Genomic DNA, 24,797 nt, shown 5'->3' with positions numbered 1-24,797 from the left:
CAGAAAGCCTCATTCTAGAGCCACGAAGGGGGCGAAGTTTTCCTCGTTCAGTCAACCCAAGACCACAGCGGTACGCTAGAAATAAAAAAGCCGTTCACCTTAAGTGAACGGCATTAGAGCTACGGCTCGCTTTTTTAGTTCTAAAAATAAAAAGTCCTGACACATAGCACTCGATCATTTATAAATAAAAGCTGTTACGGACGATAAGAACTGTATAGACATTATCTGATTATCAGCCTAGATAAGACAACCTACAAAAACAGATGTTTAATGCCCACAGCTCTGCATTATGTATAAGCACTTTATTGTTTACCTATTTGAAGTTTTCACCATAACTCTAGACTTACTCTTACCCGCGATTTTTAACTTCCAATGAGCATGTGTTAGCAACCAATTCGACAACTATACCAACCTGCATAAATCTCTGAGCAATTTAACGAATTAAATTGCACTATAACGTCGTTAAAAATTTTTATTTAGAACACTAGATACAAAAATTTTTGCCTAAATCTAGCGTAATTTCCTTAACCTTAAATAGACCCCATATATAAGCAGATTGGTATTACTTTATGCTACCAGCACATAGGTGTTTGAACTTTGCTTTCAAGGTTGTTTGCTCTCGAGGTGTAGATTGCTTTACTGTTTTGAATTTTTTAAAGCTAATGGCCTACTTTACTGGTTGGTATCATAAGTCTATGACGCTTAGTTCAGTTCAAAGTGTATTCATTAGCATTAAGTACTGTGTGTCGCTAAAGATTGCATGGCTGGTTTATTTGAGGCGCTATAGTATTGGGTTTGGGAATATTACATTATGCTTACTCATATATATCTTTAATACGATAGATATACAAACTCTTAATGAACTATCACACAACGCTATTATTGGGTAGACCATGCATAAAATAGTGCATATCAAGATAATATAAATCATAGAAAACATAAAAATGATAAATCAGGATTTTTACCGGATATTTTATAGATATTAGAAGATTTATTAGATTTTTTAAGCAGAGCGCTTAATAAAGAGATGGTGCCCGAGGCCGGACTTGAACCGGCACGACTTGTTAGTCGAGGGATTTTAAATCCCTTGTGTCTACCAATTCCACCACTCGGGCATCGAGTTTGCTAATTAAAGCGTGTGGAGTAAATTATATGGAGGCGGAACCCGGAGTCGAACCGAGGTAAACGGATTTGCAATCCGGTGCATGGCCACTCTGCCATTCCGCCTAAATGTATCCAGATAATTTGGAGCGGTACACGAGGCTCGAACTCGTGACCTCGACCTTGGCAAGGTCGCGCTCTACCAACTGAGCTAGTACCGCAAAATACTGTTTTATCAACTTCAAATCATCTTGGTAAAATAATTTAAAGTGGTGCCCGAGGCCGGACTTGAACCGGCACGACTTGTTAGTCGAGGGATTTTAAATCCCTTGTGTCTACCAATTCCACCACTCGGGCATCGAGTTTGCTAATTAAAGCGTGTGGAGTAAATTATATGGAGGCGGAACCCGGAGTCGAACCGAGGTAAACGGATTTGCAATCCGGTGCATGGCCACTCTGCCATTCCGCCTAAATGTATCCAGATAATTTGGAGCGGTACACGAGGCTCGAACTCGTGACCTCGACCTTGGCAAGGTCGCGCTCTACCAACTGAGCTAGTACCGCAAAATACTGTTTTATCAACTTCAAATCATCTTGGTAAAATAATTTAAAGTGGTGCCCGAGGCCGGACTTGAACCGGCACGACTTGTTAGTCGAGGGATTTTAAATCCCTTGTGTCTACCAATTCCACCACTCGGGCATCGAGTTTGCTATTAAAAGCAAGTGGATAAAACTAATATGGAGCGGTACACGAGGCTCGAACTCGTGACCTCGACCTTGGCAAGGTCGCGCTCTACCAACTGAGCTAGTACCGCATCATATTAATTCTAAATTAACCATTTTAAAAATTACACTTGGTAATGTAATTAAACCACAAAGTGGTGCCCGAGGCCGGACTTGAACCGGCACGACTTGTTAGTCGAGGGATTTTAAATCCCTTGTGTCTACCAATTCCACCACTCGGGCATCGAGTTTGCTAATTAAAGCGTGTGGAGTGTTGAAATGGAGGCGGAACCCGGAGTCGAACCGAGGTAAACGGATTTGCAATCCGGTGCATGGCCACTCTGCCATTCCGCCCCAATACTGGAGTAATAACCTTGAGATAAACTTGGAGCGGTACACGAGGCTCGAACTCGTGACCTCGACCTTGGCAAGGTCGCGCTCTACCAACTGAGCTAGTACCGCATTTTATTTATCAGTTATTTGAATTAACACATGATGATTTATGTGAACATTCAGGTAACTGATTAATTACCGTTTTGTTTATCTCGGGGGCTATGCCCTCTCAACACGGACGCATTCTACAGAGATTATTAAACGCGTCAATACAAAAAATGCTAGTTTTGAACTGTTTGCTTGTTTTTTATCTAAAACGGTGCGTTATTATACATTTAGAGTTAATTTTTAGTCAATTCACCCCATGCTGCACGTAAATATTGCATCATAGAACTCAAGGTTAAAAAGGTCGCAATGTACAGTAGTCCAAAACTTAAATAGTTCATCCACGTATCATATTGCCAAATCAAACCGATAATGGCTAACATTTGTGCAGCCGTCTTTATTTTACCCATATTTGATACAGCTACATTACCACGCTTACCCTGCTCTGCCATCCATTCACGAAGTGCAGATATGATAATTTCACGGCTTATTATAATAAGAGCAGGTATTGTCATATACATTGACTGGTACTGATCAGATAACGCTACAAGTGCAGCACATACCATTACTTTGTCAGCAACAGGATCTAAAAAAGCACCAAAAGGAGTTGATTGCTCAAGCTTTCTTGCCAAATAACCGTCTAATATATCGGTGATCGATGCAAGCCAAAAAATAAAGGCGGCAGCAAAAAAAGCCCAGCTATAAGGCAAATAAAATATCACCAAAAAAACGGGGATAAGAAAAAGTCTAAATGTTGTGAGTGTGTTTGGAATATTCCACATAACTACTTGGATATGTCTTTTTTGCTATATTCGCATGTAGGGCTAGCCCTTGTCATGCAAATGGTTAAATATCTTCTCAGCCATGTCAGGGCTGATCCCAGGAACTTTCTTTAACTGTTCTATATTAGCAGCTTTTACACCCTGCATGCCCCCTAAATATTTTAATAATGTTTGGCGACGCTTAGAACCTACTCCATTTATTTCTTCTAGTAGTGATTGTGTACGTTGTTTTTGTCGTTTATTACGATGCCCTGCAATAGCAAAACGGTGAGACTCATCACGTATATGCTGAATCAAATGAAGCGCAGGCGCATCTGAATCCATCGGAATGGTTTTGCGTCCACCATCAATCAATAGTGTTTCAAGACCGGGTTTACGACTCGTTCCTTTTGCAACACCGACTAATAAAGGCATTTTAGTGTGCGGCCAATTAGAAAAGTACTGTTCAGCGCGTCCTAACTGCCCCTTACCGCCATCAATAAAGATAACGTCTGGAATTTTGTCTTCGTCTACTAACTTGTTATAGCGCTTGTTAAGTGCAAATTCCATTGCAGCATAATCATCGCCACCTGTAATACCTGTTACGTTGTAGCGCCTATACTCTTTCGTATTTGGGCCTTGTGAGTCAAATACAACACAACTTGCAACGGTGTTCTCCCCCATGGTGTGGCTTATATCAAAACACTCCATTCGGGTAATATCGTCAAGTCGCAGTGTTGCTTTTAATTGTGCATAACGTTTATTAATAGAGTCTTGGGTACTTTGTTTAACCGCAATACTGTTTAATGCATTTTTATTGGCCAGTTGTAAGTATTGCGCACGCTCACCACGAGTGACCACTTTAAGGATTACTTTGCGCTCACTTATTTGTGTAAGCGCTTCGCCGAGTGCCCCGCTCTCTTCTATTTCAAACGGTAATATGATTTCTTTTGCAATACGCCCTGTTGCTCCTGGCGCTAAATAGTACTGTCCTAAAAATGAAGTCAATATTTCTTGCTCACTCGAATCTTTAGGTACTTTTGGAAAATAGGTTTTACTACCCAGTACTTTATGATCGCGGATCATTAATAAATGAATGCCGTTTAACCCGTTTAAATGCGCAAAACCGACAACATCCATTTCTGCAAAGTTGCCAGAAATAGACTGTTGCTCCTGCATTTTACGAAGTAGCATTATTTGGTCGCGAACTTTTGCCGCCAATTCAAAGTTTAATTGCAGGCTGGCTGCTTCCATTTTTTTTATTAAATCAGCAATAACTTCGTGAGATTTACCCGTTAAAAATTTACGAACATAGTCAACTTGCTCACTGTAATCATCATCAGTTACTTTATTTACACATGGAGCTGAGCAACGTTTAAGTTGATATTGCAGACACGGGCGACTTCTTGCGCGGTAATAAGCATCTTCACATTGACGAACAGGAAATATTTTTTGCATTAAGCGCAAGCTTTCAGATACCGCTCCTGCGCTTGGGAAAGGCCCAAAGTACTCACCTTTAATTTTACGACTGCCACGATGAAATGCTAAACGAGGGTGTTTATGGCTAGTGAGTAAAATATAGGGGTACGACTTATCGTCGCGTAATAATATGTTGTACCGAGGCTGATATTTTTTTATTAGATTATTTTCAAGCAGCAGCGCTTCGGTTTCAGTATTGGTGAGGGTGACTTCAATGTTACAAATATTACTCACTAAAACGCGTGTTTTGCTATCGGTAATGTTACTTCTAAAGTAACTGCTCACACGCTTTTTTAGATGCTTTGCTTTACCAACATAAATAACTTGGTTGTCACTATCAAGCATGCGGTATACGCCCGGCTCACTTGATAGCGTTTTGAGAAAATGTACGTGATCGAATTCAGACATAAATTATAGTTAGTACGAAACGTCTATATCAATCATTTTATGACGAATAGCTAAATGGGTAAGCTCAACATCACCACCTACATTTAACTTTTCAAACATACGGTAACGATAGCTATTTACTGTTTTAGAGCTTAGATTTAAGCGTTCAGCTATATTTTGTGCTTTTTCACCTTTGGTGATCATAAGCATAATTTGCAGTTCGCGCTCAGATAAACTCTGAAAAGGGTTTTCATCTGTGCGGCCTGTCACTTGTGCAAGCGCTATCTGCTGTGCAATTTCAGGTGCAATGTAACGCTGACCAGCATGAACACAACGAATGGCACGAACCATTTCGTCAGAGCCTGCACCTTTAGTTAAAAAGCCATGTGCACCAATTTGCATTACCTTGCTCGGAAACGGGTCTTCACAATTAACAGTAAGCACAATAATTTTTACATCTGGGCAGTAACGACAAATCTTTTTAGTCGCTTCTAATCCGCCCATGCCTGGCATATTCATATCCATTAATACTATGTTTGGCGCATGCTGACGACAAAACTGTACAGCCTCTTCGCCAGTTTTAGCTTCGCCAATTACTTTAAACCCTCGTACGTCATCAAGAATACGCTTGATTCCTGTTCGTACAAGTTCATGGTCATCAACTAAAAGTACATTAATCAATGGAACATCCTCACTTACCTAACAACATGCAATTTAATTAAATTAATTTGCCACAGTAACATACATAAAGCGAAACAATAATTAATATTATTGCCTCGCTCTAATAGTTTAAGATGACGATTTTTCGCTAAATCTGTCAACCCATAACGCAATGATACCATCACCCGTTACATTACACGCAGTACCAAAGCTATCTTGTGCTAAATAAAGTGCAATCATTAATGCAACAGCACCTTCATTAAACCCAAGCATGCTTGTTAATAAACCAAGCGCCGACATGACTGCACCACCTGGCGCACCCGGTGCTGCAATCATTACTACACCTAACATCATAATAAACGGTAGCATACCCATTAATGAAGGAACTTCCATGCTTGGCGATAAAAACATAACAGCCATTGCACAGGTTACTATAGTGATAGTTGAGCCAGATAAGTGAATAGTCGCGCAAAGTGGCACTGTAAAGTTAGCTACATCTTCTTTAACGTTATTTGCTTTACTTGATTGAAGCGATACTGGAATCGTTGCTGCACTTGACATAGTACCTAACGCTGTAAAGTAAGCTGGTAGCATATTTTTAACTAATTCGATTGGATTACGTTTTAACAATATACCTGTCGCTATATATAAAACGCTTAACCATAACCAATGCATAACAAGCGCTGCAATTAGTACTACACCAAATGTTTGCAACGTATCTACCACAGTGCCTGCCACCGTCATTTCGGCAAATACGCCAGCAATGTAAAATGGTAAAGCAGGGATAATTACTTTCGATAATAACCCGTCCACTACATCACGACCCTGATCAGACACCTTTTTAAGCGTATCAAGTTCTAGTTGGCTCATGCCTATACCAAATACAAAAGCAGTCACTAATGCGGTCATTACACCCATCAGAGGTGGAATTTCTAAATCAATAAAACTACCTATTTCAGTAGCAACTTCTGCTTCAAATGTAATGCCACCACTTAAAAAAGGGATAACAGCACTTACTAATAAAAATGCAAGCGTACCTGCAATAATGGTAGAGCTGTAAGCAAACCCTACTGTTTTACCAAGTAAGTGACCAGACCCTTTTGGTAGGCCAGCAATACCCGATGCAATAAAAAATAAAATGATAAGAGGGATGGTAAAGGAGATAATTTGACCAATCAGCTCTTTTACTGTAAATAAAAGTTCAACACCAGTTATAGGTACATATAGTCCGACTAAGATACCGGCCACAATACCGGCAATTAATTTTAAGATTAACTTCATTGTGATTGCTTAATTGAATTTAGATACGTGTTTTTATCATGTTTTAGACGCATTGTGTGATAAAACTATTCAAGTTACATTCATATGCACAAATAACGAACAAATACAGCTTGATCCAATGCTCTTTCGAACATTTTTTGACTAAACGAGTTTTTACTCTTTAAATTTCAAATTAAGCCCGCACCTATAATAACTAAAGCACCGTTAATAATTGATTTTTATTTCGGCTGGTTATAAGCCCAATAGATATATGTTATAGCCAAACTTTACTTTAGTTTTTTTAAACTCACAGTAAAGTGTGTTTATATAGTTAGTAGCAAAGGCTATTAACACGTTGATCAGATTGCATCCAAAGGAACATTATGTCTACTATTTTTGAAGATAACTCACTAAGCATCGGTAATACACCGCTGGTAAAACTTAACCGTGTTACAGGTGGGAATGTATACGCTAAAGTTGAATCTCGTAATCCAAGCTTTAGTATCAAATGCCGCATTGGTGCATCGATGATTTGGGAAGCTGAAAAGTCAGGTCAGCTTGTTGAAGGTAAAGAACTTATAGAGCCAACATCGGGGAACACCGGTATTGCACTTGCATTTGTTGCAGCAGCACGTGGTTACAAGTTAACGCTTACTATGCCAAACACCATGAGCCTAGAACGTCGCAAGCTATTAAAAGCATTAGGTGCAAATCTAGTACTTACCGACGGTGCTAAAGGTATGAATGGCGCAATTGAAAAAGCAAAAGAAATTCAAGCAACAGCACCTGATAAGTATATTTTATTACAACAATTCGAAAACCCTGCAAACCCAAAAATTCACTTTGAAACAACAGGCCCTGAAATTTACGATGCGCTTGACGGCAAAGTAGACTTTTTTGTAGCAGGTGTAGGTACTGGTGGTACTATTACAGGTGTTAGCCGCTACCTTAAAACAGAAAAAGGTTTAAACGTTAAGTCTATTGCTGTTGAGCCAACTAACTCTCCTGTTATTAGCCAAACGCTTGCCGGTGAAGAAATTAAACCTGGCCCTCATAAAATCCAAGGTATTGGTGCAGGCTTTATCCCTGGCAACTTAGATATGGACTTAATTGATGGTGCCGAGCTTGTATCTAACGAAGACGCAATTGCAATGGCGCATCAGTTAATGAAAAAAGAAGGTATTTTAGTCGGTATTTCGTCAGGTGCCGCGGTTGTTGCAGCTAAGCGAATTGCTGAAAAACCTGAAAACGCAGATAAAAATATTGTTGTTATCCTACCTAGTGCAACTGAGCGTTACTTATCAAGCCCAATGTTTGATGAAGAATTTAGTGAGCAAGAGCTAGTACAATAAGTAATTTTAAGATTTTTAAAAGGATGCTTTAGGCATCCTTTTTTATTATTTATTATCCAATTTTCTATTTATTGCCCCCCATACCTTTACATCTTCCTAGATAAACCACACACTTTAAAAAAACTAATTAATAATAACTAATATGAAAAAAATCACGAGTTTATTAAGTTTGGTTATCTGTTTATTTTTATCAGCCTGTGGAGACGATACCAAAACACTTGGCGACACTCCTGGCGATACAGCAACCGCTTATTTTGATGCGCTTTATAACCAGCAAGACCTTCAAAAAGCCAGCACCATGGCAACACCCAATCTTACGCGCATCATGAAATCCTACGGCACTGCAAAACAGTTTTCCCGTAACTTAGTAAATATGCAATATGATGAAGTAACTATTGAAGTTGATATGACCAATATGAGCATCCGTGAACAATACGGTGATAACGCCAAAATAAACCTTATTTTTACCGGCTATTTAAATGGTGATAAAATTGACGAAATGCGCAGTGTAAAAATGCTTCGTAAAAAGGGCAAATGGTACATAGATAAAATAGTTGCCGACCCTTACGCTCGTTAAAATAAATGAATTAAACATAAAAAGGCCTTACATTTGTAAGGCCTTTTTCGCTTTAGTTAGTATTTAAAATACTGCGCTACAGCTCACCTGGTTGAAAATTATCAACTGCAATGGCTTTCTTTCGTAACTTATTAGCGTGATGCATTGCATCAGCATCCGTTTGCTCTAACAACTTATTTTCAAGCGCATAATTTATAGCACCTTCAATATCAAGCGTTGCAGGCACACTGCCCTTACGCTGCCATTGTTTTAGATCTTTAAACTGCGCTTGCATATCATGCATAGCTAAAAATGCGCTTTCCATGACCCCTGTACCTGCATTTTCATCTACATAACATAAATGCGTTAAGCGGTTTCTAAATACACCCGGTTGAGTCATACGCTCACAAATACTTTGTGCTATTTCATCACTTGGTCTGTGGTAATGATTTCCAAGCGGGAATACGATACGTTTAAAGGTAAAATTAACAACCGGATTTGAAAAGTTTTTAAAGAAGCCATTAAACGCTTGGCCAATTTCAAATAATGAGTTCTCAATAGCATATTTTACAAATGGTAAATCAGCTTGTTGGCGCCCTTCGTCTTCATAACGTTTTAAAACAGTTGATGCTAAGTACAAATGACTTAATACATCACCCAAACGTGCCGATATCATTTCTTTTCGTTTAAGCTCACCGCCAAGCATTAACATAGCCACGTCTGTGCAAATAGCTAAGCCTCGGCTCATTCTGCTCAGTTGCTTATAATAAACAGCCGTTTCACCACCTACAGGCGCTTTAGCAAAATAACTACGTGTTAAGCCATGCACAAATGCCATACCTGCATTACTTGCTGCAAATATTATATGGTTCATTAATAAACCATCAAATTGTTCCAGTGCTGCGTCGTCATCTTCCATTGCAGCGGCTTCCATTTCTTTTAAAACAAATGGATGACAGCGTGTTGCACCTTGGCCAAATATCATTAAGTTACGCGTTAAAATATTCGCGCCTTCAACCGTAATTGATACTGGAATACCCATATAGCCATGCGCCAAATAGTTATTAGGCCCTACTTGAATTCCTTTACCTGAATGAATATCCATTGCATCGTTCATTACCGTACGACCCATTTCAGTCATATGGTATTTAGCAATCGCGGTTACAACCGACGGGCTTAATTTTAAATCAATCGCACCTGCGGTCATTAATCGGCACGACTCAAGTGTGTAAGTTAAACCACCAATACGTGCAAGTGCCTCTTGCACACCTTCAAACTGCCCTATAGATACACCAAACTGCTGGCGTACCATGGCATATGCCGATGTCATTTTTGAAGCTAAATGTCCAGTTGCTGCACTCAATGCTGGTAGTGATATACCACGCCCTGCACTTAAACACTCAACAAGCATTCTCCAGCCACGCCCTGCACACTCTTGTCCACCAATGATCCAGTCCAGTGGTATAAATACATCTTTACCGTAAGTGGTACCATTCATAAAGGCCATATTAAGCGGATAATGACGCTCACCCGTTTCAACACCCGGATGATCGGTTGGTATTAGTGCACATGTAATGCCTAGCTCTTTCTTATCACCTAATAAAGCATCAGGGTCATACATTTTAAATGCTAAGCCGAGTACAGTAGCCACGGGTGCAAGCGTAATGTAACGCTTTGACCAATTTAAACGCAGGCCCATTACTTGCTCGCCATTGTGCTCACCCATACACACCACGCCCGAATCAGGAATGCTGCCAGCATCAGAGCCCGCCTCTGGTCCCGTTAATGCAAAACAAGGAACATCTGTACCATTAGCTAAACTTGGCAGCCAACGATCTTGCTGCTCTTTAGTACCATAGTGAAGAAGTAACTCGCCCGGACCTAAGCTATTAGGCACCATAACAGTGACTGCGGCTGTTAAGCTTTTAGTCGAAATTTTTGACACTATCGTTGAATTAGCAATTGCCGAGAACTCACGACCGCCAAATTTTTCAGGAATGATCAGCGCAAAAAAACCTTCTGTTTTTAGGTAATCCCACACTTCTTTTGGTAAGTCTTTGTCTTTTTGTACAATTTGATAATCATCAAGCATCGCCAATAAGGTTTCTACTTGGTTAGCCATAAATGCGTTTTCTTTATCGCTAAGCTCTGGTTTAGGAAAGCGGTGCAGTTTTTGCCAGTCTGGGTTACCACTAAATAACTCACCATCCCACCAAACATCACCTGCTTCCATCGCCTCTCGCTCTGTTTGCGATAATGGCGGAAGCACCTTTTTGAACATTTTAAACGTAGGACGACTAATCAAGTTTAGGCGAATATCTTTAACCGCAAAAATAACCACCACCACGACCAGCAATATTATAAATATTAACATGCGCACATTCCTTACACATTGAATGAAAATAGTAACTTAATTATGACCCATCTTAATTTAAATACAATCATTGCACGACGAGTCGTGAGCCTTAACGCATTCATTTTATTGTTTTAAACATCACTGCTATTATCAACGTTTTAATAACAATAAATTAAAGGAATAGCATGACCCCCTTTCGATTTAAACTAAGTATGAGCGCCTTAATGGTAGCAAGCACTCTTGCTTTAACGGCCTGCGATGCGCAAGTAACGATAGACACTACCGATTCAGCACACACTAAAAAAGCTGTAACAGCTAAAGATGCAAATACATTTATAACAAACACAGAAAAAGAACTAAGTGCACTTTATTTAGAATCGAGCCGCGCAGAATGGATTTACGCAAACTTTATTACTCATGATACGTCGGCTCTATCGGCTGAAGTTAACCGTAAAATGACCGAAACAGTCGTGCGTTTAGCAAATGAAGCTGCAAAATACGACGAACTAGAGCTTGATTACGATGCTCGCCGTAAGCTTGATAAACTAAAACTAGCACTTACACTTCCTGCCCCACAAGACGCTGATAAAACAGCGCAACTTTCACAAATTGTCGCAAAGCTTGGCGGGCTATACGGTAAAGGTAAATACTGTAAAGAAGACGGCACCTGTTTAAGCCTTGGCGACATGACTTCAAAAATGGCCACCAGCCGAGATTACAACGAACTACTTGATTTATGGCAAGGCTGGCGTCAAATATCAAAACCAATGCGCTCACTTTACGAGCAACAAGTAGTGCTGACCAACGAAGGTGCAAAGGAGCTTGGTTATGCCGATACGGGCGCTATGTGGCGCAGTAAATACGATATGCCTGCTGATGACTTCACCACCGAGCTTGACCGTATTTGGGGCCAAGTTAAACCACTGTATAACTCGCTACATTGCCATGTTCGCGCAAAGTTAGGTGAAAAGTACGGCACCGACAAAGTACCTCAAGATCAGCCAATACCAGCGCACTTACTTGGTAATATGTGGGCGCAAGCATGGGGTAATATTTACGATGTAGTTGCACCAGAAAACGCCGATCCGGGTTACGACGTAACCGAGTTATTAGCTCAAAATAATTACGACGAACTTAAAATGGTAAAAGGGGCTGAAAACTTTTTTACCTCAATGGGTTTTGACGCACTACCAGAGACATTTTACGAGCGTTCACTGTTTGTAAAACCAAAAGACAGAGATGTGCAGTGTCATGCATCAGCATGGAATATCGATAGCAAAGACGATTTACGCATTAAAATGTGTATTCAGCGCACAGGCGAAGAGTTTTCAGTTATTCACCATGAATTAGGTCATAACTTTTATCAACGCGCTTATAATAAACAACCTTTATTTTATCAAGAAAGTGCAAACGATGGTTTTCATGAAGCCATTGGAGACACCATTGCCTTATCGGTTACACCGGGTTACTTAAAAGAAATCGGCTTACTTGAACAAGTACCTGATGAATCTAAAGATATTGGTTTATTAATGAAAATGGCACTTGATAAAGTCGCCTTTGTGCCGTTTAGCTTAATGGTTGATCAGTGGCGCTGGCAGGTATTTTCAGGTGAAGTAACCCCAGAGAACTACAATAAAGCATGGTGGGAACTACGTGAAAAATACCAAGGAGTGCAAGCTCCTATCGCACGTAGCGAAAATGATTTTGATCCGGGTGCTAAGTACCACGTCCCGGGTAACACGCCTTATACACGTTACTTTTTAGCGCATATTTTGCAATTTGAGTTTCATCGCAGCTTATGTGAAATTGCCGGTAACGATAAAGCCATTCATCGCTGCTCTATTTATAACTCAAAAGAAGCAGGGGATAAGCTAAACGCTATGCTTGAAATGGGTTCGTCTCGCCCTTGGCAAGAGGCGCTTGAAACTGTAACAGGTAAGCCGCAAATGGATGCAACAGCAATGCTCGATTACTTTGCACCATTACAAACATATTTAGATAAACAAAACGAAGGCCGCAACTGCGGCTGGTAAATAGCGCTGAACAAAAAGCCCGCTAAATTTAGCGGGCTTTTTAATATTACTTTTGTATTAACTAAGTACGGGACTTAATTAAAACTGAAAACGCATGTTAGCAAAGTACGCATCGTTATCAGAATCATCAGCGTTGTTTTCGTAACCCACCTTTACACCAATATTTTTATTGATGAAGTGTTGAGCACCAAAGCTGTAAGTGTCTTGCTTGTTGTAGTTAGCAAATACAGATGTTGCCTTTGAAAAGTAGTAGTTAGTTTCTGCTACCCACTGGTTTTCTGCATCATCAATGCTTTCGTATTTACCTTCAAAAGTAAGGTAGTTACCTTGCTGTAAATCAATAAAGTATTTAGCAGCTACTGCACGGTAATCAAAATCGTCGTCTGATGTAAGTGTAACACCTACGTAATCTGTGCTGTTTAGCATGTAGTTGTAAGCTAAATCAAATAATGCGTAATCATCGCCGTCTTTGTTTTCAACTAGTGTTACTTTTGCAAGTAAATCAGGGTTGAAAAAGTAACCACCCGTCAGTTTATAAAGCTCACTGTTAGAACCTGAATCTAGGTCTGTATTCTCGTAAGATGCGCCAACAACAAATTCATTAATGAAGTATTCACCACCAACTGATGTTAAATCGCCAAAGTCGTCATCAGCGTAGCCACCATATACGTTAGTTTGTTTATTGATGTATTCAAACTGATCGTACGGACCTAAAGTTTTTTTAGGAGATAAGTAGTAAATAGAATCTACAGCAACGGTGTCGTTGTTATCGCTATTTTTATAGCTTAGGTTACTAATTGAATTGTAGCTGTCTGCAGCAGCCGCAGTGCTAGATAATAAAATGCTCGAAATAATAACTGCTAATTTTTTCATTGTAAGACTTCCCTATGTACATTGCTTTTTATGCTCTAGCTGTATTGCTAAAGTCGAGGCACATGCTAACGTTAGGAAACTGAATGAAAACTTAACTAACCAGTTGTATTTATTAAGTTAATTGTAAGGAAGTGTTGTAAACTGTAAAATTAAAGTAGTTGCAACATCTAGTCAACAACTACTTAAAACATGTACCGCAGCTTAAAGCGCGTGTTGGCTAATAATACGATAAACATCGTTAATATTATCGCCAGACTTAAACTCTTTACTAATTGGTGTTGGATCTGAGCCAACCCATATTTTTAGCTCGGCATCTAAGTCAAAATGGCCTGCACTTTCTTTACTAAACTTGGTAATTTTAGAGTAAGCAATACTCACCATTTCCATTTTAGAGCCGGTCATACCTTGCTTATCAATTAAGATTAAGCGCTTATTAGTAAAAATAAACATATCACGTACTACTTTATATGCTTTTTCTACTTGCTCGCCGTCAATTAATGTATTGGCGAGGATTTTCTCTAAATCAGAATCGTCAACTTCGCTTGCATTACCCATAAGTCCGCTAAGTAAACCCATTATACTTTCTCCTGTTTAAATATTTGATTCTCTAATGTGTGACCATTAACTAACTGCCTGTACTGCCAGTGTTGTTGATGACAAAAATTCAGTAGTGCAATATCAAGTGGATCGCTCGTTGGCTGATACTCAACAACATATTCTTTATGTTGGCTCATATACACCCGGCTCACCCCTGCAATTGCTTGAAGCCGTTGCTCAACATTTTGATAAGCTTCGCTTAGCATTAATGTATAAAAGTGTTTATCGGTATTGTTTGTTTTTGTTTGATGCTCGCTTAGTACGCCTTTATCTAAATGAAGCACCTGTGAGCATAGTCGTTCAAGCTCAGTTAAATCGTGAGAGCTTAAAATAAACGTAGCCTGTTCACTTAATTCAGATACTAGCTCGCGTACTTCTCTGGCATGAATCGGATCAAGCCCTGCGGTTGCTTCATCAAGCATTACAATTTGTGGCGCGCCAATAAGTGCTTGCGCTATCGTAACGCGCTTGCGCATACCGTGCGATAAATCCCCTGCACGCTGCTTTGCAATTTCTTTTAAGCCAACCAAGTCAAGTACACGTAGCGCCTCAGTTTGACTTTGCTTAGCACCCATACCTTGCAGTTTTGCATAAAAAGCGAGTTGCTTATCTATATTAAAACGAGGGTCAAGTTGCGCGTCTTGCGGTAATGCACTTACTTTATTAAATAAAGCAGCGCTCCCTGGTTTATGCCCTAATATTTCAAGGCTGCCTTTACTTGGCGCTATATAGCCGCACAACAAACTAAATAAGGTGGTTTTACCCGCACCATTTGGCCCAACAAGCGCCACTGGCGCACCTTTATTAATCTCAAAGTCCACATTATTAAGCGCAAGTTTTGCACCATACGATTTACTCAAACCGCTGGCTGTAATTAATGGTCTCATAGTGAGCTCCTTGCAAAAATACGTTGAGCAACGCTTAGTAACACCGCAGTTTGCACAAGGGGAATAGCCACAGCGCTTAATAATGGTAAATTTTGCCCCGCTAATAACTCTATTTGCACACCCGGAAATAAATAATCAAGCAAGCCTAATGCGGGTATTTGCCATTGCAATATACCAACTACAATACCGCCTGCTGCAAAATATAAAATTGCCAATACAATAGATAAACGCGATGAGCGAGCAAAGGTATTTATTAACGTCATAAGTGCTACAAATGGACATAAAGTAACAACCAATATTAAAAATATAGAAAGCGCACGGGCAAAACCACCAGCCAGTAAACTTGGATCTCTAAACCCTAGTACAGCAAGCGTAGCCACAAGAGTAATGCCCACTAAGCAGGCTAATACCGCTAATTGCCCTAAAAAACGACCAAACAGTATTTCAAAGCGAGTGGAGCGCAGTGATAAAAACCTTAGTGTGCCGCGCTCTCTATCGCCCACCGTTTGGTCGCTACAAATAAATAAACCAAAAACAGGAAAGCTATACAGGGCTATTAACCAGTACATAGCAAATTCGGCCTCAGGCCAATCAAGCAGCTTACTTAAACCAATGGAGCCTGATATATCACGGGCTATTTGCTCAAAATCGGGGGCACTTACAATGCCTACTGCCTGCCCTATTGGGTAGCGCAGTATTATTAGCCACACCAATGCAAAGGCTGCTAATGCAATAAGTCCACGTTTTGTTAAAAACATACGTACAAGCTCAAATCCCGCTATTTGCGTTAATCGCCCTACGTTTATCGGTAATGGTGTTGCCATTGACTATCCTTAATGACTTTTTATTTTCTGTGTATTTATCCACACTAAGTGTAAACACCTTGAATTACCAGCAAAAAAAAGCCCACCTATGGCGAGCTTTGTAACAATACATTTAAATGTAACAGCATAAATTGCGATATAAATTATAAATGCTGCTTATAAACCTCAAGTGCTTGGCTTAAATCGCTAATTAAATCTTCAACATCTTCAAGACCAATATGCAAGCGAATAACCGGGCCTAAATCCCAACCTGTATTTGAACGCAGCCCTTTCATAGTTAAATTAGCGGTTACTAAACTTTCAAAACCGCCCCACGAAAAGCCCATTTTAATATGCTCAAGGCTATCTAAAAATGCATCAATCGCTTTTTGATTACCGGTTTTCATGACAAATGAAAACAACCCATTACTGCCATCAAAATCACGTTTAAAAAACTCATGCCCTGGGCAGGTTTCAAATGCAGGGTGGCGAATATGATCAACAAGCTCATGTTGTTCAAGCCATTTAGCTACTTCTATTGCTGCTTTTTCATGTTGATTTAAACGCACACCCATTGTACGCAGGCCTCTAAGCGCTAAATACGCATCATCGGCACTGGTACATTGCCCTAGTAAGTACGAGTTTTCGCGCAAGGTTGGCCAGTACTTTTTATTAGCAACAGCCACCCCCATCATCACGTCCGAATGGCCGACAATATACTTCGTTGCAGCCTGAATACTAATATCAACACCGTGCTCTAGCGGACGATAATGCAAACCGTTGCCGTAGGTATTATCAAGTATGGTCATTACGTTATGCTCATTGGCTACTTTTACCATAACAGGCACATCTTGCACTTCCATCGTAATAGAACCTGGAGATTCTAAAAACAATACTTTGGTATTTGGCTGAATGTAGTCTTTAATACCTGCGCCAATGGTTGGCGGGTAGTAGGTTGTTGTAATGCCCAGCCCCACTAAAATTTTATCGCAAAAATCGCGAGTTGGTTCGTACACGTTATCAACCATTAAAATATGATCACCGGTTTTTAAAAACGATAAAAATACTTGGCTAATCGCCGCCGCGCCACAAGGGTATAGTGCACAGCCTTCGCCGCCTTCAAGTTCTGTAATCGCTTCTTGTAGCGCAAAGTGTGTTGTTGTTCCCCGGCGCCCATAAAATAACGTTTTATCGCCACGGGTTTTAGCTGCTTCTTTTAGATCTGCTACGGTATCAAATACAATGGTAGATGCACGCTGTACAACGGGATTTACTACGCCATGTGTATAGGCTTTTTTGCGCCCTGATGATACCAGCTGAGTGTTTTTATTACTTTTACTCGACATTGTTAATCCTTAAGGGTTTGTGCGCCAATGCTCAATTAAATAACGAGAGATAGAATCGGTTCTAGGCAGTTTTAAATGCTCCCCTTCTTCGTGCCAATTACCAAATTGCTCTAAGTCTTCACGACTAAACCATTTTGCATCGTCTAGCTCTTCTTTATCTACGTTAATTTCCTCAGATGTCGCCTCTGCAAAAAAACCAAGCATAATGGACGATGGGAACGGCCATGGCTGAGATGCAACATAACGTACGTTATCAACCTCTATACCTGCCTCTTCTTTAACTTCACGCGCAACAGCTTGTTCCAGTGTCTCCCCTGGGTCTACAAATCCAGCAAGCGACGAATACATACCAGTGGGCCACGCGGCTTGGCGACCTAATAAACAGCGTTCTACTCCGTCAGCAAAAACTTTAGTAACCACCATAATTACCGCAGGATCGGTGCGCGGGAATGTAGGATGCTTACAGTTTTCGTTTTCACACACTCTAGAGTGCCCGGCTTCCACTGAACGGTTTTTACTACCGCAGCGCCCACAAAAACGGTGCGTGGCATGCCAATAACATAACCCTCTCGCAAGGGCGGCTATTGAGGCATATTTAATGGTTACTTGAGGCCCATATTGGCGAATATCAAAAAACTGAGCGCCCTCTATTAAAGGCGTAAGTACGCTTTCATCCAGATCAGATACATCCAATGCAAACACACCATGTTTAGCATTATTTAAACCAACAAAAATAGCACTCGTTAAATCTAAATGCGCCACTTGTTGATACGTTAAATAGCTTACTTTAGGGGTATCTTTAATAAATAGGGTTTGATTATTTTTAACTAAAACCCATTTACTTTGCGCCGACATTTGCGCTTTAAGCCACGATGGGTCTTTACGAAAATTTGAGCCTCTATCTAGTGGCATGTTGCTATAATGAAGCATGTAAGTCCTTGGTAACTCGTTATGCTTTAAAATTACCATAATCATTTAGCAAACCCAATTGATTACAGTAATAAAAAAAGCCTATATAAGGCTTAATTCATCTATTACGGCTTTGTATTAAAATCTCTCATGTTGCAGGCACTTAGCTTGCACCTTTTTAACTATTTTTTGCTGTTAAAGGAGCAAGGTATTATCAATTAAATGAAATTGCTCAGCGCTTTGTTTTAATACCTCTGCAGTTAACCGGTCAGCACCGTATACATCGCACGGTACATTATATTGATTTTTTAAATGCCCAAGTAACAAAGCAAAGTCACCATCGCCAGAGAGCAAAATAACCTTATCAAGATTCTTACCCTGCTCTAACATGTCTATTGTTATGCCTACATCCCAGTCACCTTTTGCACTGCCATCACGACGTTGAATAAATGGCTTTAGCTTTACGTCAAAGCCAATCGCACGCAAAATATTTTGAAACTGATTTTGCTTTTCATCACCTCGATAAATAGCGTACGCAAAAGCACATTCAATATTGTATTGCGCCTGCATTACCCGCCAAAACGCATTGTAGTCAAAGTTTTTTCCGTAACTCTCGCGGCACGTGTAATAAATATTTTGCACATCAACAAAAATACCTACGCGTGGTTTCGTGCTTTGCTGCTCGTTTTGTAAAGTCATTTAGTGTCCTAGTGAGGATTAATAGCAATAAAAGTAACGTTATAAAATAAGTGTACCTTGCAATTTATATTTAAGTAACCTAAATTAGTTACATACCCTTATGTAACCAATATTGGTTACATATTAAAAAGTAACCATTTTGAGATTTTTATGATTGGTGTGATCAGCGGCGATATTATTAAATCGCAAACAATCCCTAAGCAGCAATACGATGCCATGCTTTATCAACTAGAGCAAAGTTTGCGAAACATTTCGGGGGAGCAAACACTTTGGAATATATACCGAGGCGATGCCTTTCAGTTACAAGTTAATAATCCTGAGCTCCTTTTTAAAAATGCCATACTTGTATATTTACACCTTAAATCGTCAGGTTATGAGCTGCGCCAAAGCTTGGCACTTGGGCAAATAGATAACCCACGCAGCGATATAAAAACAGCAACCGGTTCTGCTTTTACCCTTTCGGGGCAAGGCCTTGATAAAATAGGTAATCAACGCTTTGTTTTTAATATTAATGAGCAGCAGCTTGATGAAAGCTTAAATCTTAATTTAGCCTTTGCTGACGTATTACTCACTAAAATCACGCAAAAACAAGCAAATGCCCTGTATGTCTATTTAACATCATCAGACAACAGCCACGCGGCACTGGCTAAAGAGCTTAAAACAAGTCGCGAAAATGTAACAAAACTACTAAATTTAGCGCACTACCAACTTATAGAACGCTTTATTAAGCACACACAACACGTTATAAAAAATATAATTAAAGGAGGTGAATAATGGAGTTTTCACTTTTACTGGTCGCGCTTATTATTGGCCACTTACTCGCTGATTTTTACTGGCAACCTATGAGTTGGGTAAACGACAGAAATACCCGTCACTTTAAAGCCAGTAAGCTTTATTTTCATGTACTAGTGCATGGTGTAACAAGTGCACTCATTATTACCGTGTGGGAATACACATTCGGGTGGCAGCAACTAAGCAGTGTTTTAATTGCCACGGCGAGCATTATGCTGAGCCATTACTTTATTGATATAGCTAAATCGTATTCTAATAAAGGCGTGGTGCCTTTTTTACTAGATCAAATAGCGCACATACTCGTTATTATTGCGCTCAGTATTTGGCTAACTGATAACAGTAGCTTTATGGCTGCAATTAATAATATGCTCACTGATCCCAAAATACTGTGGGTGGTGTGTGGTTATTTAATTATTTTAAGTCCCAGCGCCGTATTTATAAGAATGATGTTAGAGCGTTTAACAAGTAACTTTTCAAGTACTGGTAGCTTACCGCTTGCAGGGCAAAGCATTGGTATGTTGGAACGCGTACTTATGCTGAGCTTTATATTACTTGACCAATTTGCAGGGCTTGGTTTTTTACTTGCGGCAAAGTCGGTATTTAGGTTTGGCGATTTAAGTGCAAGTAAAGATAAAAAACTCACCGAGTACGTTATGCTCGGCACACTACTTAGCGTAAGTGTTACTTTATTTGTCGGCTTGGGTATTAACTATTTAATCAGGTAGGCAATACAGTAAGTACAAATTACAGACAATAAAAAACGCGCTGCTTCTATTTATTCAAAAGAAGAGAGCGCGTTTTTTGTATCAGCCTTTAACCAAGTTCTAAATTAATTAAACGCCAATATGATCATTAATCGTTATTTGTGCGACGACGGCGTTGGCCACTACCGCCAACAGATTCACGCTTTGCCCATGGGTTTTGCGCATTATCATCTGTTTTAGCTGCTGGCTTTTTAGAACCACCACGACGAGGGCCGGTACCATTACCACCATTGTTCGGCTTTTTACTGTTAGGCTTGCTGCTATCAGATTTAGGCTTATTAAAAGGCTGCTTTTTCTTAGGCTTTTTAGACGGCAGTGGGCGAGCATCTAATGCGCGCTCTGCTACTGGGTTAATAGGCTCAAAACCGTCTTCTTCAGCACGTGGGATAAGCTCACCAATAAAGCGCTCAATACCGTATAAATCAACAGCATCTTCTGTTGTTACAAACGAAATCGCATGACCCGACGCACCGGCACGGCCTGTACGGCCAATACGGTGAACGTAATCTTCATATACATTTGGTAAGTCGTAGTTAACAACATGCGGTAATTCAACAATGTCTAAACCACGTGCAACAATGTCTGTTGCTACTAGTACGCGTACTTCACCACTTTTAAAACCATCAAGTGCTTTAACACGTGCGCCTTGTGATTTATTACCATGGATAGCCGCGCCTACAATGTCATCGCGCTCTAGTTGTTTAACTAAGCGGTTAGCACCGTGCTTTGTGCGGCTAAACACTAATACTTGTTGCCAATCGTTAGTACGAATTAAGTGGCTTAGCAATGCTGTTTTACGTGTTTTATCTACCGCGTAAACGCACTGAGTAACACTTTTAGCTGTAGTATTTTTTGCAGCAACTGAAATTTCAACTGGGTCATTAATTAACCCTTTTGCTAGTGCACGAATTTCATCTGAAAATGTAGCCGAAAACATCAAGTTTTGACGTTTAGCAGGCATTTTAGCAATTAAGCGTTTAATGTCATGAATAAAGCCCATGTCTAACATGCGGTCAGCTTCATCGAGTACAAGCACTTCAACGCTATCAAATTTAACTGCATTTTGATTATGTAAGTCGATTAAACGACCCGGCGTTGCTACTAAAATATCAACACCTTTACGAAGACGCTGCATTTGTGGGTTAATTTTAACGCCACCGTAAACTACAAATGAGCTCACATCCGAATGCTTAGCGTACTCTTCAACGTTTTCGCTTACTTGCAAAGCAAGCTCGCGTGTAGGCGTTAAAATAAGTGCACGTACGTGGTTACTTTTAGCTTTAGGGCCTGACGACAAACGCTCAATAAGTGGTAATGTAAAACCCGCTGTTTTACCTGTACCTGTTTGCGCTGCTGCCATAACATCACGGCGTTCAATAATTGCAGGAATTGCTTGAGCCTGAATCGGCGTTGGCGTTTCATAGCCCTTTTCTAAAACCGCATTAACCAAAGACTGTGATAAACCTAAACCTTCAAAACTCATATAAACTCTCTTTTAAATTAGGCTACATTAGCCAGTTGCGCGCATTATACCTGTAGTAGCTAAGAATGCATGCCATTATTTACGTTGCGAGCAATTGAGCATAGCTTAATAAAATTAAACCTGTGCTCAAGTTGCTTAAAAATGCAAAAAACGGCCATAAGCCGTTTTATATTTATACTTAATTACTCTAAGTATAAGAGTTACTTAACACCTAACTCACGCAGGCGTTCTTGCAAGTAGCTATCTGCCGTGTAGCGCTTTGAAAGCACAACATCTGGATGCGGGTGTAAAAATAACGGTAGTGATATACGCGATTTAGTAGATGCTTTACCCGTTGGGTTAATTACACGGTGAATTGTCGATGGGAAATACCCGCCCGACGCTTCTTGTAACATGTCGCCGATATTAATAATTAAGCTGCCAAAATCACATGGCACGTCTAACCAACCGCCATCTGTTTTTTGAACTTGTAAACCAGGCTCATTAGAAGCTGGTAATACAGTCAATAAGTTAATATCGCCATGGGCTGCTGCGCGAATAGCACCTGGCTCTTCATCACCCGTCATAGGCGGATAATGTAGGATACGTAACAATGTTTGCTCAGAGCCTGCAATCATGTCTTTTAGATCAATCGAAAACTTAGCACGTACATCAGCCGGAGATTCAGCCTGAACCCAACTTAATAACGTGCCAGCAAATTCACTTGCTAAACGGTAGTATTCACGTACATCAGCTTCAAGCTGGGCAGGAACGCGACCTTTAGGGTACACATGGAAGTACTCTTTAATGTCTTTTATTGTAAAGCCTTTCGCTACTTCAGATACTGAAGGCGGAAAGTAACCGTCTTGAGTGTCTTTAGAGAATAAAAAGTCGTGCTTTTGCTCTGAGTTAAAAAAGTCTTGCCAATTTTTGTAAATAGACTCAACTAAAGACTGTGGGATTGGGTGGTTTTTTAAAACGCCAAATCCAGTATTTCTTAACGATTCAACAAATTGTGCAGCCGCATCGGGAGCTTTATAATCAACAGTAGGTAATTGCATTGTACGTTCCAGTGAATAGGTTGTGTGAAGTGAGTTGCTTTTAATAGTGCTAAATTACTTATATAAAGTAGCAAAGCCTTCATTATAGCGCTATGCGAGGATAGACAAATGACCTCAAAAACATAAGGACATATGTCCGCAAAGCATAGTCACCGCCACTTGGCTTGATCAAGATCAACTTATAAAAAAACGTTGAATTTGCAAGGTTTAGTGCTTATATATGGTCTACTAATATAATATATTTTATTTGTGTAAATAAGGCTCCCCATGCGACAAAAAGTATCTTTTAAAAGCGGCGATTTAGAACTTGCCGGCCAACTTGAACTTCCCTCTGGTGACGTTAAGTTTTACGCGCTATTTGCACACTGCTTTACCTGCGGTAAAGACATTGCAGCAGCCACTCGTATTAGCCGAGCTTTAACACAACAAGGCATTGCCGTACTACGTTTCGACTTTACCGGTTTAGGTAATAGCGATGGCGACTTTGCTAACAGTAACTTTTCATCAAACATTCAAGATTTAGTATCTGCGGCAAATCATTTACGTGAGCATTTTGCGGCGCCGCAACTACTCATTGGCCACAGTTTAGGCGGGGCTGCCGTTCTTGCTGCTGCGGAGCATATTCCTGAAGTATCGGCTATTACAACCATTGGTGCACCGTCAGATGCGCAGCACGTAGCGCATAACTTTGAAGCACACCTTGATGAAATTAACGCAGCAGGTGAAGCTAAAGTAAACTTAGCCGGCCGTGAATTTACCATTAAAAAGCAATTTATTGACGATATAGCCAAGTACGATAAAAGCCACATAAGTAAACTTAAGCGCGCATTATTAGTAATGCACTCCCCTATTGATGCGACGGTAAATATTAGTGAAGCTGAAAAAATTTATGCATCAGCCAAGCATCCTAAAAGCTTTATTAGCCTAGATAACGCCGATCACCTTTTAACAAATAAAAACGATGCCGACTACGCAGCACAAATAATTGCAACGTGGGCAAACCGTTATGTTAAGTACGACAAAACTAAATACACGGCAAGTTTAACGGGTGGCAATGTACTCGTTGAAGAAAAAGACCATGTATTTACTCAGCACGTAAGTACAAAAGATCATACTTGGCTTGCAGATGAGCCAATAAAAGTAGGTGGTAAAAACTTAGGTCCCGATCCGTATCATCACTTATTAGCGGGGCTTGGTGCCTGTACGGCCATGACACTGCGTATGTACGCTACACGTAAAAACTTACCACTGGAGCATGTAAAAGTAGAGCTTGATCACACTCGCGATTACAACAAAGATTGCGACGATTGTGAGCAAACAGGTAACCTTGAAGCAATTACCCGTAAAATCACTTTACGTGGCGACTTAACAGAGCCACAACGCCAGCGTTTACTCGAAATAGCCGACAAATGCCCTGTGCATAAAACACTACATAATAACCCAGTTATTGTAAGTGAACTGGTAGAATAACTGCCGTAAAATTAATATAGCGCAGGTA

At 40.2% G+C, this 24,797-nt stretch carries 20 protein-coding genes and 11 tRNA genes; 6 read left to right on the top strand and 25 right to left on the bottom strand.

Going from position 1 to position 24,797, the window contains the following annotated elements; all coding sequences use genetic code 11:
- Nucleotides 1–1,028: 1,028 nt before the first annotated feature.
- The 15 genes from I6E70_RS14485 to I6E70_RS14415 all read right to left on the bottom strand — a co-directional run bounded on the left by I6E70_RS14485 (nt 1,029) and on the right by I6E70_RS14415 (nt 6,830).
- Nucleotides 1,029–1,115 (bottom strand) — tRNA-Leu (locus tag I6E70_RS14485).
- A gap of 38 nt (nt 1,116–1,153) precedes the next feature.
- Nucleotides 1,154–1,227: transfer RNA gene (locus I6E70_RS14480), tRNA-Cys, on the bottom strand.
- Between the two features lie 19 nt (nt 1,228–1,246).
- A tRNA-Gly gene (locus I6E70_RS14475) sits at nt 1,247–1,322 on the bottom strand.
- 49 nt (nt 1,323–1,371) lie between these two features.
- Nucleotides 1,372–1,458 (bottom strand) — tRNA-Leu (locus I6E70_RS14470).
- Nucleotides 1,459–1,496: 38 nt separating this feature from the next.
- Nucleotides 1,497–1,570, bottom strand: a tRNA-Cys gene (locus I6E70_RS14465).
- A 19-nt stretch (nt 1,571–1,589) separates the two neighbouring features.
- Nucleotides 1,590–1,665: transfer RNA gene (locus I6E70_RS14460), tRNA-Gly, on the bottom strand.
- A 49-nt stretch (nt 1,666–1,714) separates the two neighbouring features.
- Nucleotides 1,715–1,801 (bottom strand) — tRNA-Leu (locus I6E70_RS14455).
- A 39-nt stretch (nt 1,802–1,840) separates the two neighbouring features.
- Nucleotides 1,841–1,916 (bottom strand) — tRNA-Gly (locus tag I6E70_RS14450).
- 64 nt (nt 1,917–1,980) lie between these two features.
- A tRNA-Leu gene (locus tag I6E70_RS14445) sits at nt 1,981–2,067 on the bottom strand.
- A 37-nt stretch (nt 2,068–2,104) separates the two neighbouring features.
- Nucleotides 2,105–2,178, bottom strand: a tRNA-Cys gene (locus I6E70_RS14440).
- A gap of 32 nt (nt 2,179–2,210) precedes the next feature.
- A tRNA-Gly gene (locus I6E70_RS14435) sits at nt 2,211–2,286 on the bottom strand.
- Between the two features lie 212 nt (nt 2,287–2,498).
- Nucleotides 2,499–3,044, bottom strand: a complete 546-nt coding sequence (pgsA, locus tag I6E70_RS14430) for a CDP-diacylglycerol--glycerol-3-phosphate 3-phosphatidyltransferase (protein ID WP_032827134.1) — start codon at nt 3,042–3,044, stop codon at nt 2,499–2,501.
- Between the two features lie 42 nt (nt 3,045–3,086).
- Nucleotides 3,087–4,910, bottom strand: a complete 1,824-nt coding sequence (gene uvrC / locus I6E70_RS14425) for an excinuclease ABC subunit UvrC (protein WP_021032122.1) — start codon at nt 4,908–4,910, stop codon at nt 3,087–3,089.
- 9 nt (nt 4,911–4,919) lie between these two features.
- Entirely contained in the window at nt 4,920–5,570 is a 651-nt protein-coding gene (gene uvrY / locus I6E70_RS14420) for a UvrY/SirA/GacA family response regulator transcription factor (RefSeq protein ID WP_002963136.1), read from the bottom strand.
- Between the two features lie 108 nt (nt 5,571–5,678).
- Nucleotides 5,679–6,830: a dicarboxylate/amino acid:cation symporter gene (locus I6E70_RS14415; protein ID WP_007587010.1), complete on the bottom strand. Its 1,152-nt coding sequence runs from the start codon at nt 6,828–6,830 to the stop codon at nt 5,679–5,681.
- A gap of 362 nt (nt 6,831–7,192) precedes the next feature.
- Here I6E70_RS14415 and cysK point away from each other — a divergent pair, with 362 nt between their 5' ends.
- Both cysK and I6E70_RS14405 read left to right on the top strand, forming a co-directional pair.
- Nucleotides 7,193–8,161, top strand: coding sequence for a cysteine synthase A (cysK, locus tag I6E70_RS14410; RefSeq protein ID WP_002963138.1), 969 nt, complete (start codon nt 7,193–7,195; stop codon nt 8,159–8,161).
- A 142-nt stretch (nt 8,162–8,303) separates the two neighbouring features.
- The gene (locus I6E70_RS14405; protein WP_007587009.1) at nt 8,304–8,738 is read left to right on the top strand and encodes a hypothetical protein; all 435 of its coding nucleotides are present in this window, start codon (nt 8,304–8,306) and stop codon (nt 8,736–8,738) included.
- Between the two features lie 76 nt (nt 8,739–8,814).
- Here I6E70_RS14405 and I6E70_RS14400 read toward each other — a convergent pair whose 3' ends face one another.
- The gene (locus I6E70_RS14400; protein WP_197189005.1) at nt 8,815–11,091 is read right to left on the bottom strand and encodes an acyl-CoA dehydrogenase; all 2,277 of its coding nucleotides are present in this window, start codon (nt 11,089–11,091) and stop codon (nt 8,815–8,817) included.
- A gap of 167 nt (nt 11,092–11,258) precedes the next feature.
- Here I6E70_RS14400 and I6E70_RS14395 point away from each other — a divergent pair, with 167 nt between their 5' ends.
- Nucleotides 11,259–13,106 (top strand): M2 family metallopeptidase, encoded by a 1,848-nt coding sequence (locus I6E70_RS14395; protein WP_197189004.1) that lies wholly within the window; start codon nt 11,259–11,261, stop codon nt 13,104–13,106.
- Nucleotides 13,107–13,184: 78 nt separating this feature from the next.
- Here I6E70_RS14395 and I6E70_RS14390 read toward each other — a convergent pair whose 3' ends face one another.
- From I6E70_RS14390 to I6E70_RS14360, 7 genes are all read right to left on the bottom strand, one after another.
- A complete protein-coding gene (locus tag I6E70_RS14390; RefSeq protein ID WP_101217164.1) occupies nt 13,185–13,979 on the bottom strand; it encodes a putative porin in 795 nt (264 codons plus the stop codon).
- Nucleotides 13,980–14,180: 201 nt separating this feature from the next.
- Complete coding sequence (locus I6E70_RS14385) at nt 14,181–14,555, bottom strand: PH domain-containing protein (protein WP_007377979.1); 375 nt, start codon at nt 14,553–14,555, stop codon at nt 14,181–14,183.
- A complete protein-coding gene (locus I6E70_RS14380; protein ID WP_197189003.1) occupies nt 14,555–15,463 on the bottom strand; it encodes an ABC transporter ATP-binding protein in 909 nt (302 codons plus the stop codon). Before I6E70_RS14380 ends, I6E70_RS14385 begins: the two co-directional genes overlap by 1 nt.
- On the bottom strand, nt 15,460–16,287 hold the full coding sequence (locus tag I6E70_RS14375) for an ABC transporter permease (RefSeq protein ID WP_165740937.1): 828 nt from the start codon (nt 16,285–16,287) through the stop codon (nt 15,460–15,462). Before I6E70_RS14375 ends, I6E70_RS14380 begins: the two co-directional genes overlap by 4 nt.
- Nucleotides 16,288–16,430: 143 nt before the next feature.
- Nucleotides 16,431–17,612, bottom strand: coding sequence for a cystathionine beta-lyase (locus I6E70_RS14370; RefSeq protein ID WP_197189002.1), 1,182 nt, complete (start codon nt 17,610–17,612; stop codon nt 16,431–16,433).
- Nucleotides 17,613–17,621: 9 nt separating this feature from the next.
- The gene (nudC, locus tag I6E70_RS14365; protein ID WP_007586996.1) at nt 17,622–18,542 is read right to left on the bottom strand and encodes an NAD(+) diphosphatase; all 921 of its coding nucleotides are present in this window, start codon (nt 18,540–18,542) and stop codon (nt 17,622–17,624) included.
- Nucleotides 18,543–18,716: 174 nt separating this feature from the next.
- On the bottom strand, nt 18,717–19,220 hold the full coding sequence (locus I6E70_RS14360) for a LabA-like NYN domain-containing protein (RefSeq protein ID WP_024594121.1): 504 nt from the start codon (nt 19,218–19,220) through the stop codon (nt 18,717–18,719).
- Nucleotides 19,221–19,370: 150 nt separating this feature from the next.
- On the opposite strand from I6E70_RS14360, the gene I6E70_RS14355 reads away from it, so the two are divergent.
- Entirely contained in the window at nt 19,371–19,994 is a 624-nt protein-coding gene (locus I6E70_RS14355) for a hypothetical protein (protein WP_010555313.1), read from the top strand.
- Nucleotides 19,994–20,737, top strand: a complete 744-nt coding sequence (locus tag I6E70_RS14350) for a DUF3307 domain-containing protein (RefSeq protein WP_197189001.1) — start codon at nt 19,994–19,996, stop codon at nt 20,735–20,737. Before I6E70_RS14355 ends, I6E70_RS14350 begins: the two co-directional genes overlap by 1 nt.
- A gap of 127 nt (nt 20,738–20,864) precedes the next feature.
- On the opposite strand, the gene I6E70_RS14345 is transcribed toward I6E70_RS14350, so the two are convergent.
- Both I6E70_RS14345 and I6E70_RS14340 read right to left on the bottom strand, forming a co-directional pair.
- Complete coding sequence (locus I6E70_RS14345; protein WP_007586988.1) at nt 20,865–22,259, bottom strand: DEAD/DEAH box helicase; 1,395 nt, start codon at nt 22,257–22,259, stop codon at nt 20,865–20,867.
- 200 nt (nt 22,260–22,459) lie between these two features.
- Nucleotides 22,460–23,299: an isopenicillin N synthase family dioxygenase gene (locus tag I6E70_RS14340; RefSeq protein ID WP_197189000.1), complete on the bottom strand. Its 840-nt coding sequence runs from the start codon at nt 23,297–23,299 to the stop codon at nt 22,460–22,462.
- 267 nt (nt 23,300–23,566) lie between these two features.
- Here I6E70_RS14340 and I6E70_RS14335 point away from each other — a divergent pair, with 267 nt between their 5' ends.
- Nucleotides 23,567–24,769: a bifunctional alpha/beta hydrolase/OsmC family protein gene (locus I6E70_RS14335; RefSeq protein WP_007586983.1), complete on the top strand. Its 1,203-nt coding sequence runs from the start codon at nt 23,567–23,569 to the stop codon at nt 24,767–24,769.
- The last annotated feature ends 28 nt before the right edge of the window (nt 24,770–24,797 follow it).

Source organism: Pseudoalteromonas sp. NGC95, assembly GCF_015864705.1.
Classification (GTDB): domain Bacteria; phylum Pseudomonadota; class Gammaproteobacteria; order Enterobacterales; family Alteromonadaceae; genus Pseudoalteromonas; species Pseudoalteromonas arctica.
Note: the sequence above shows the minus strand (reverse complement) of the source record. Positions and strands in the feature narration are given on the sequence as shown.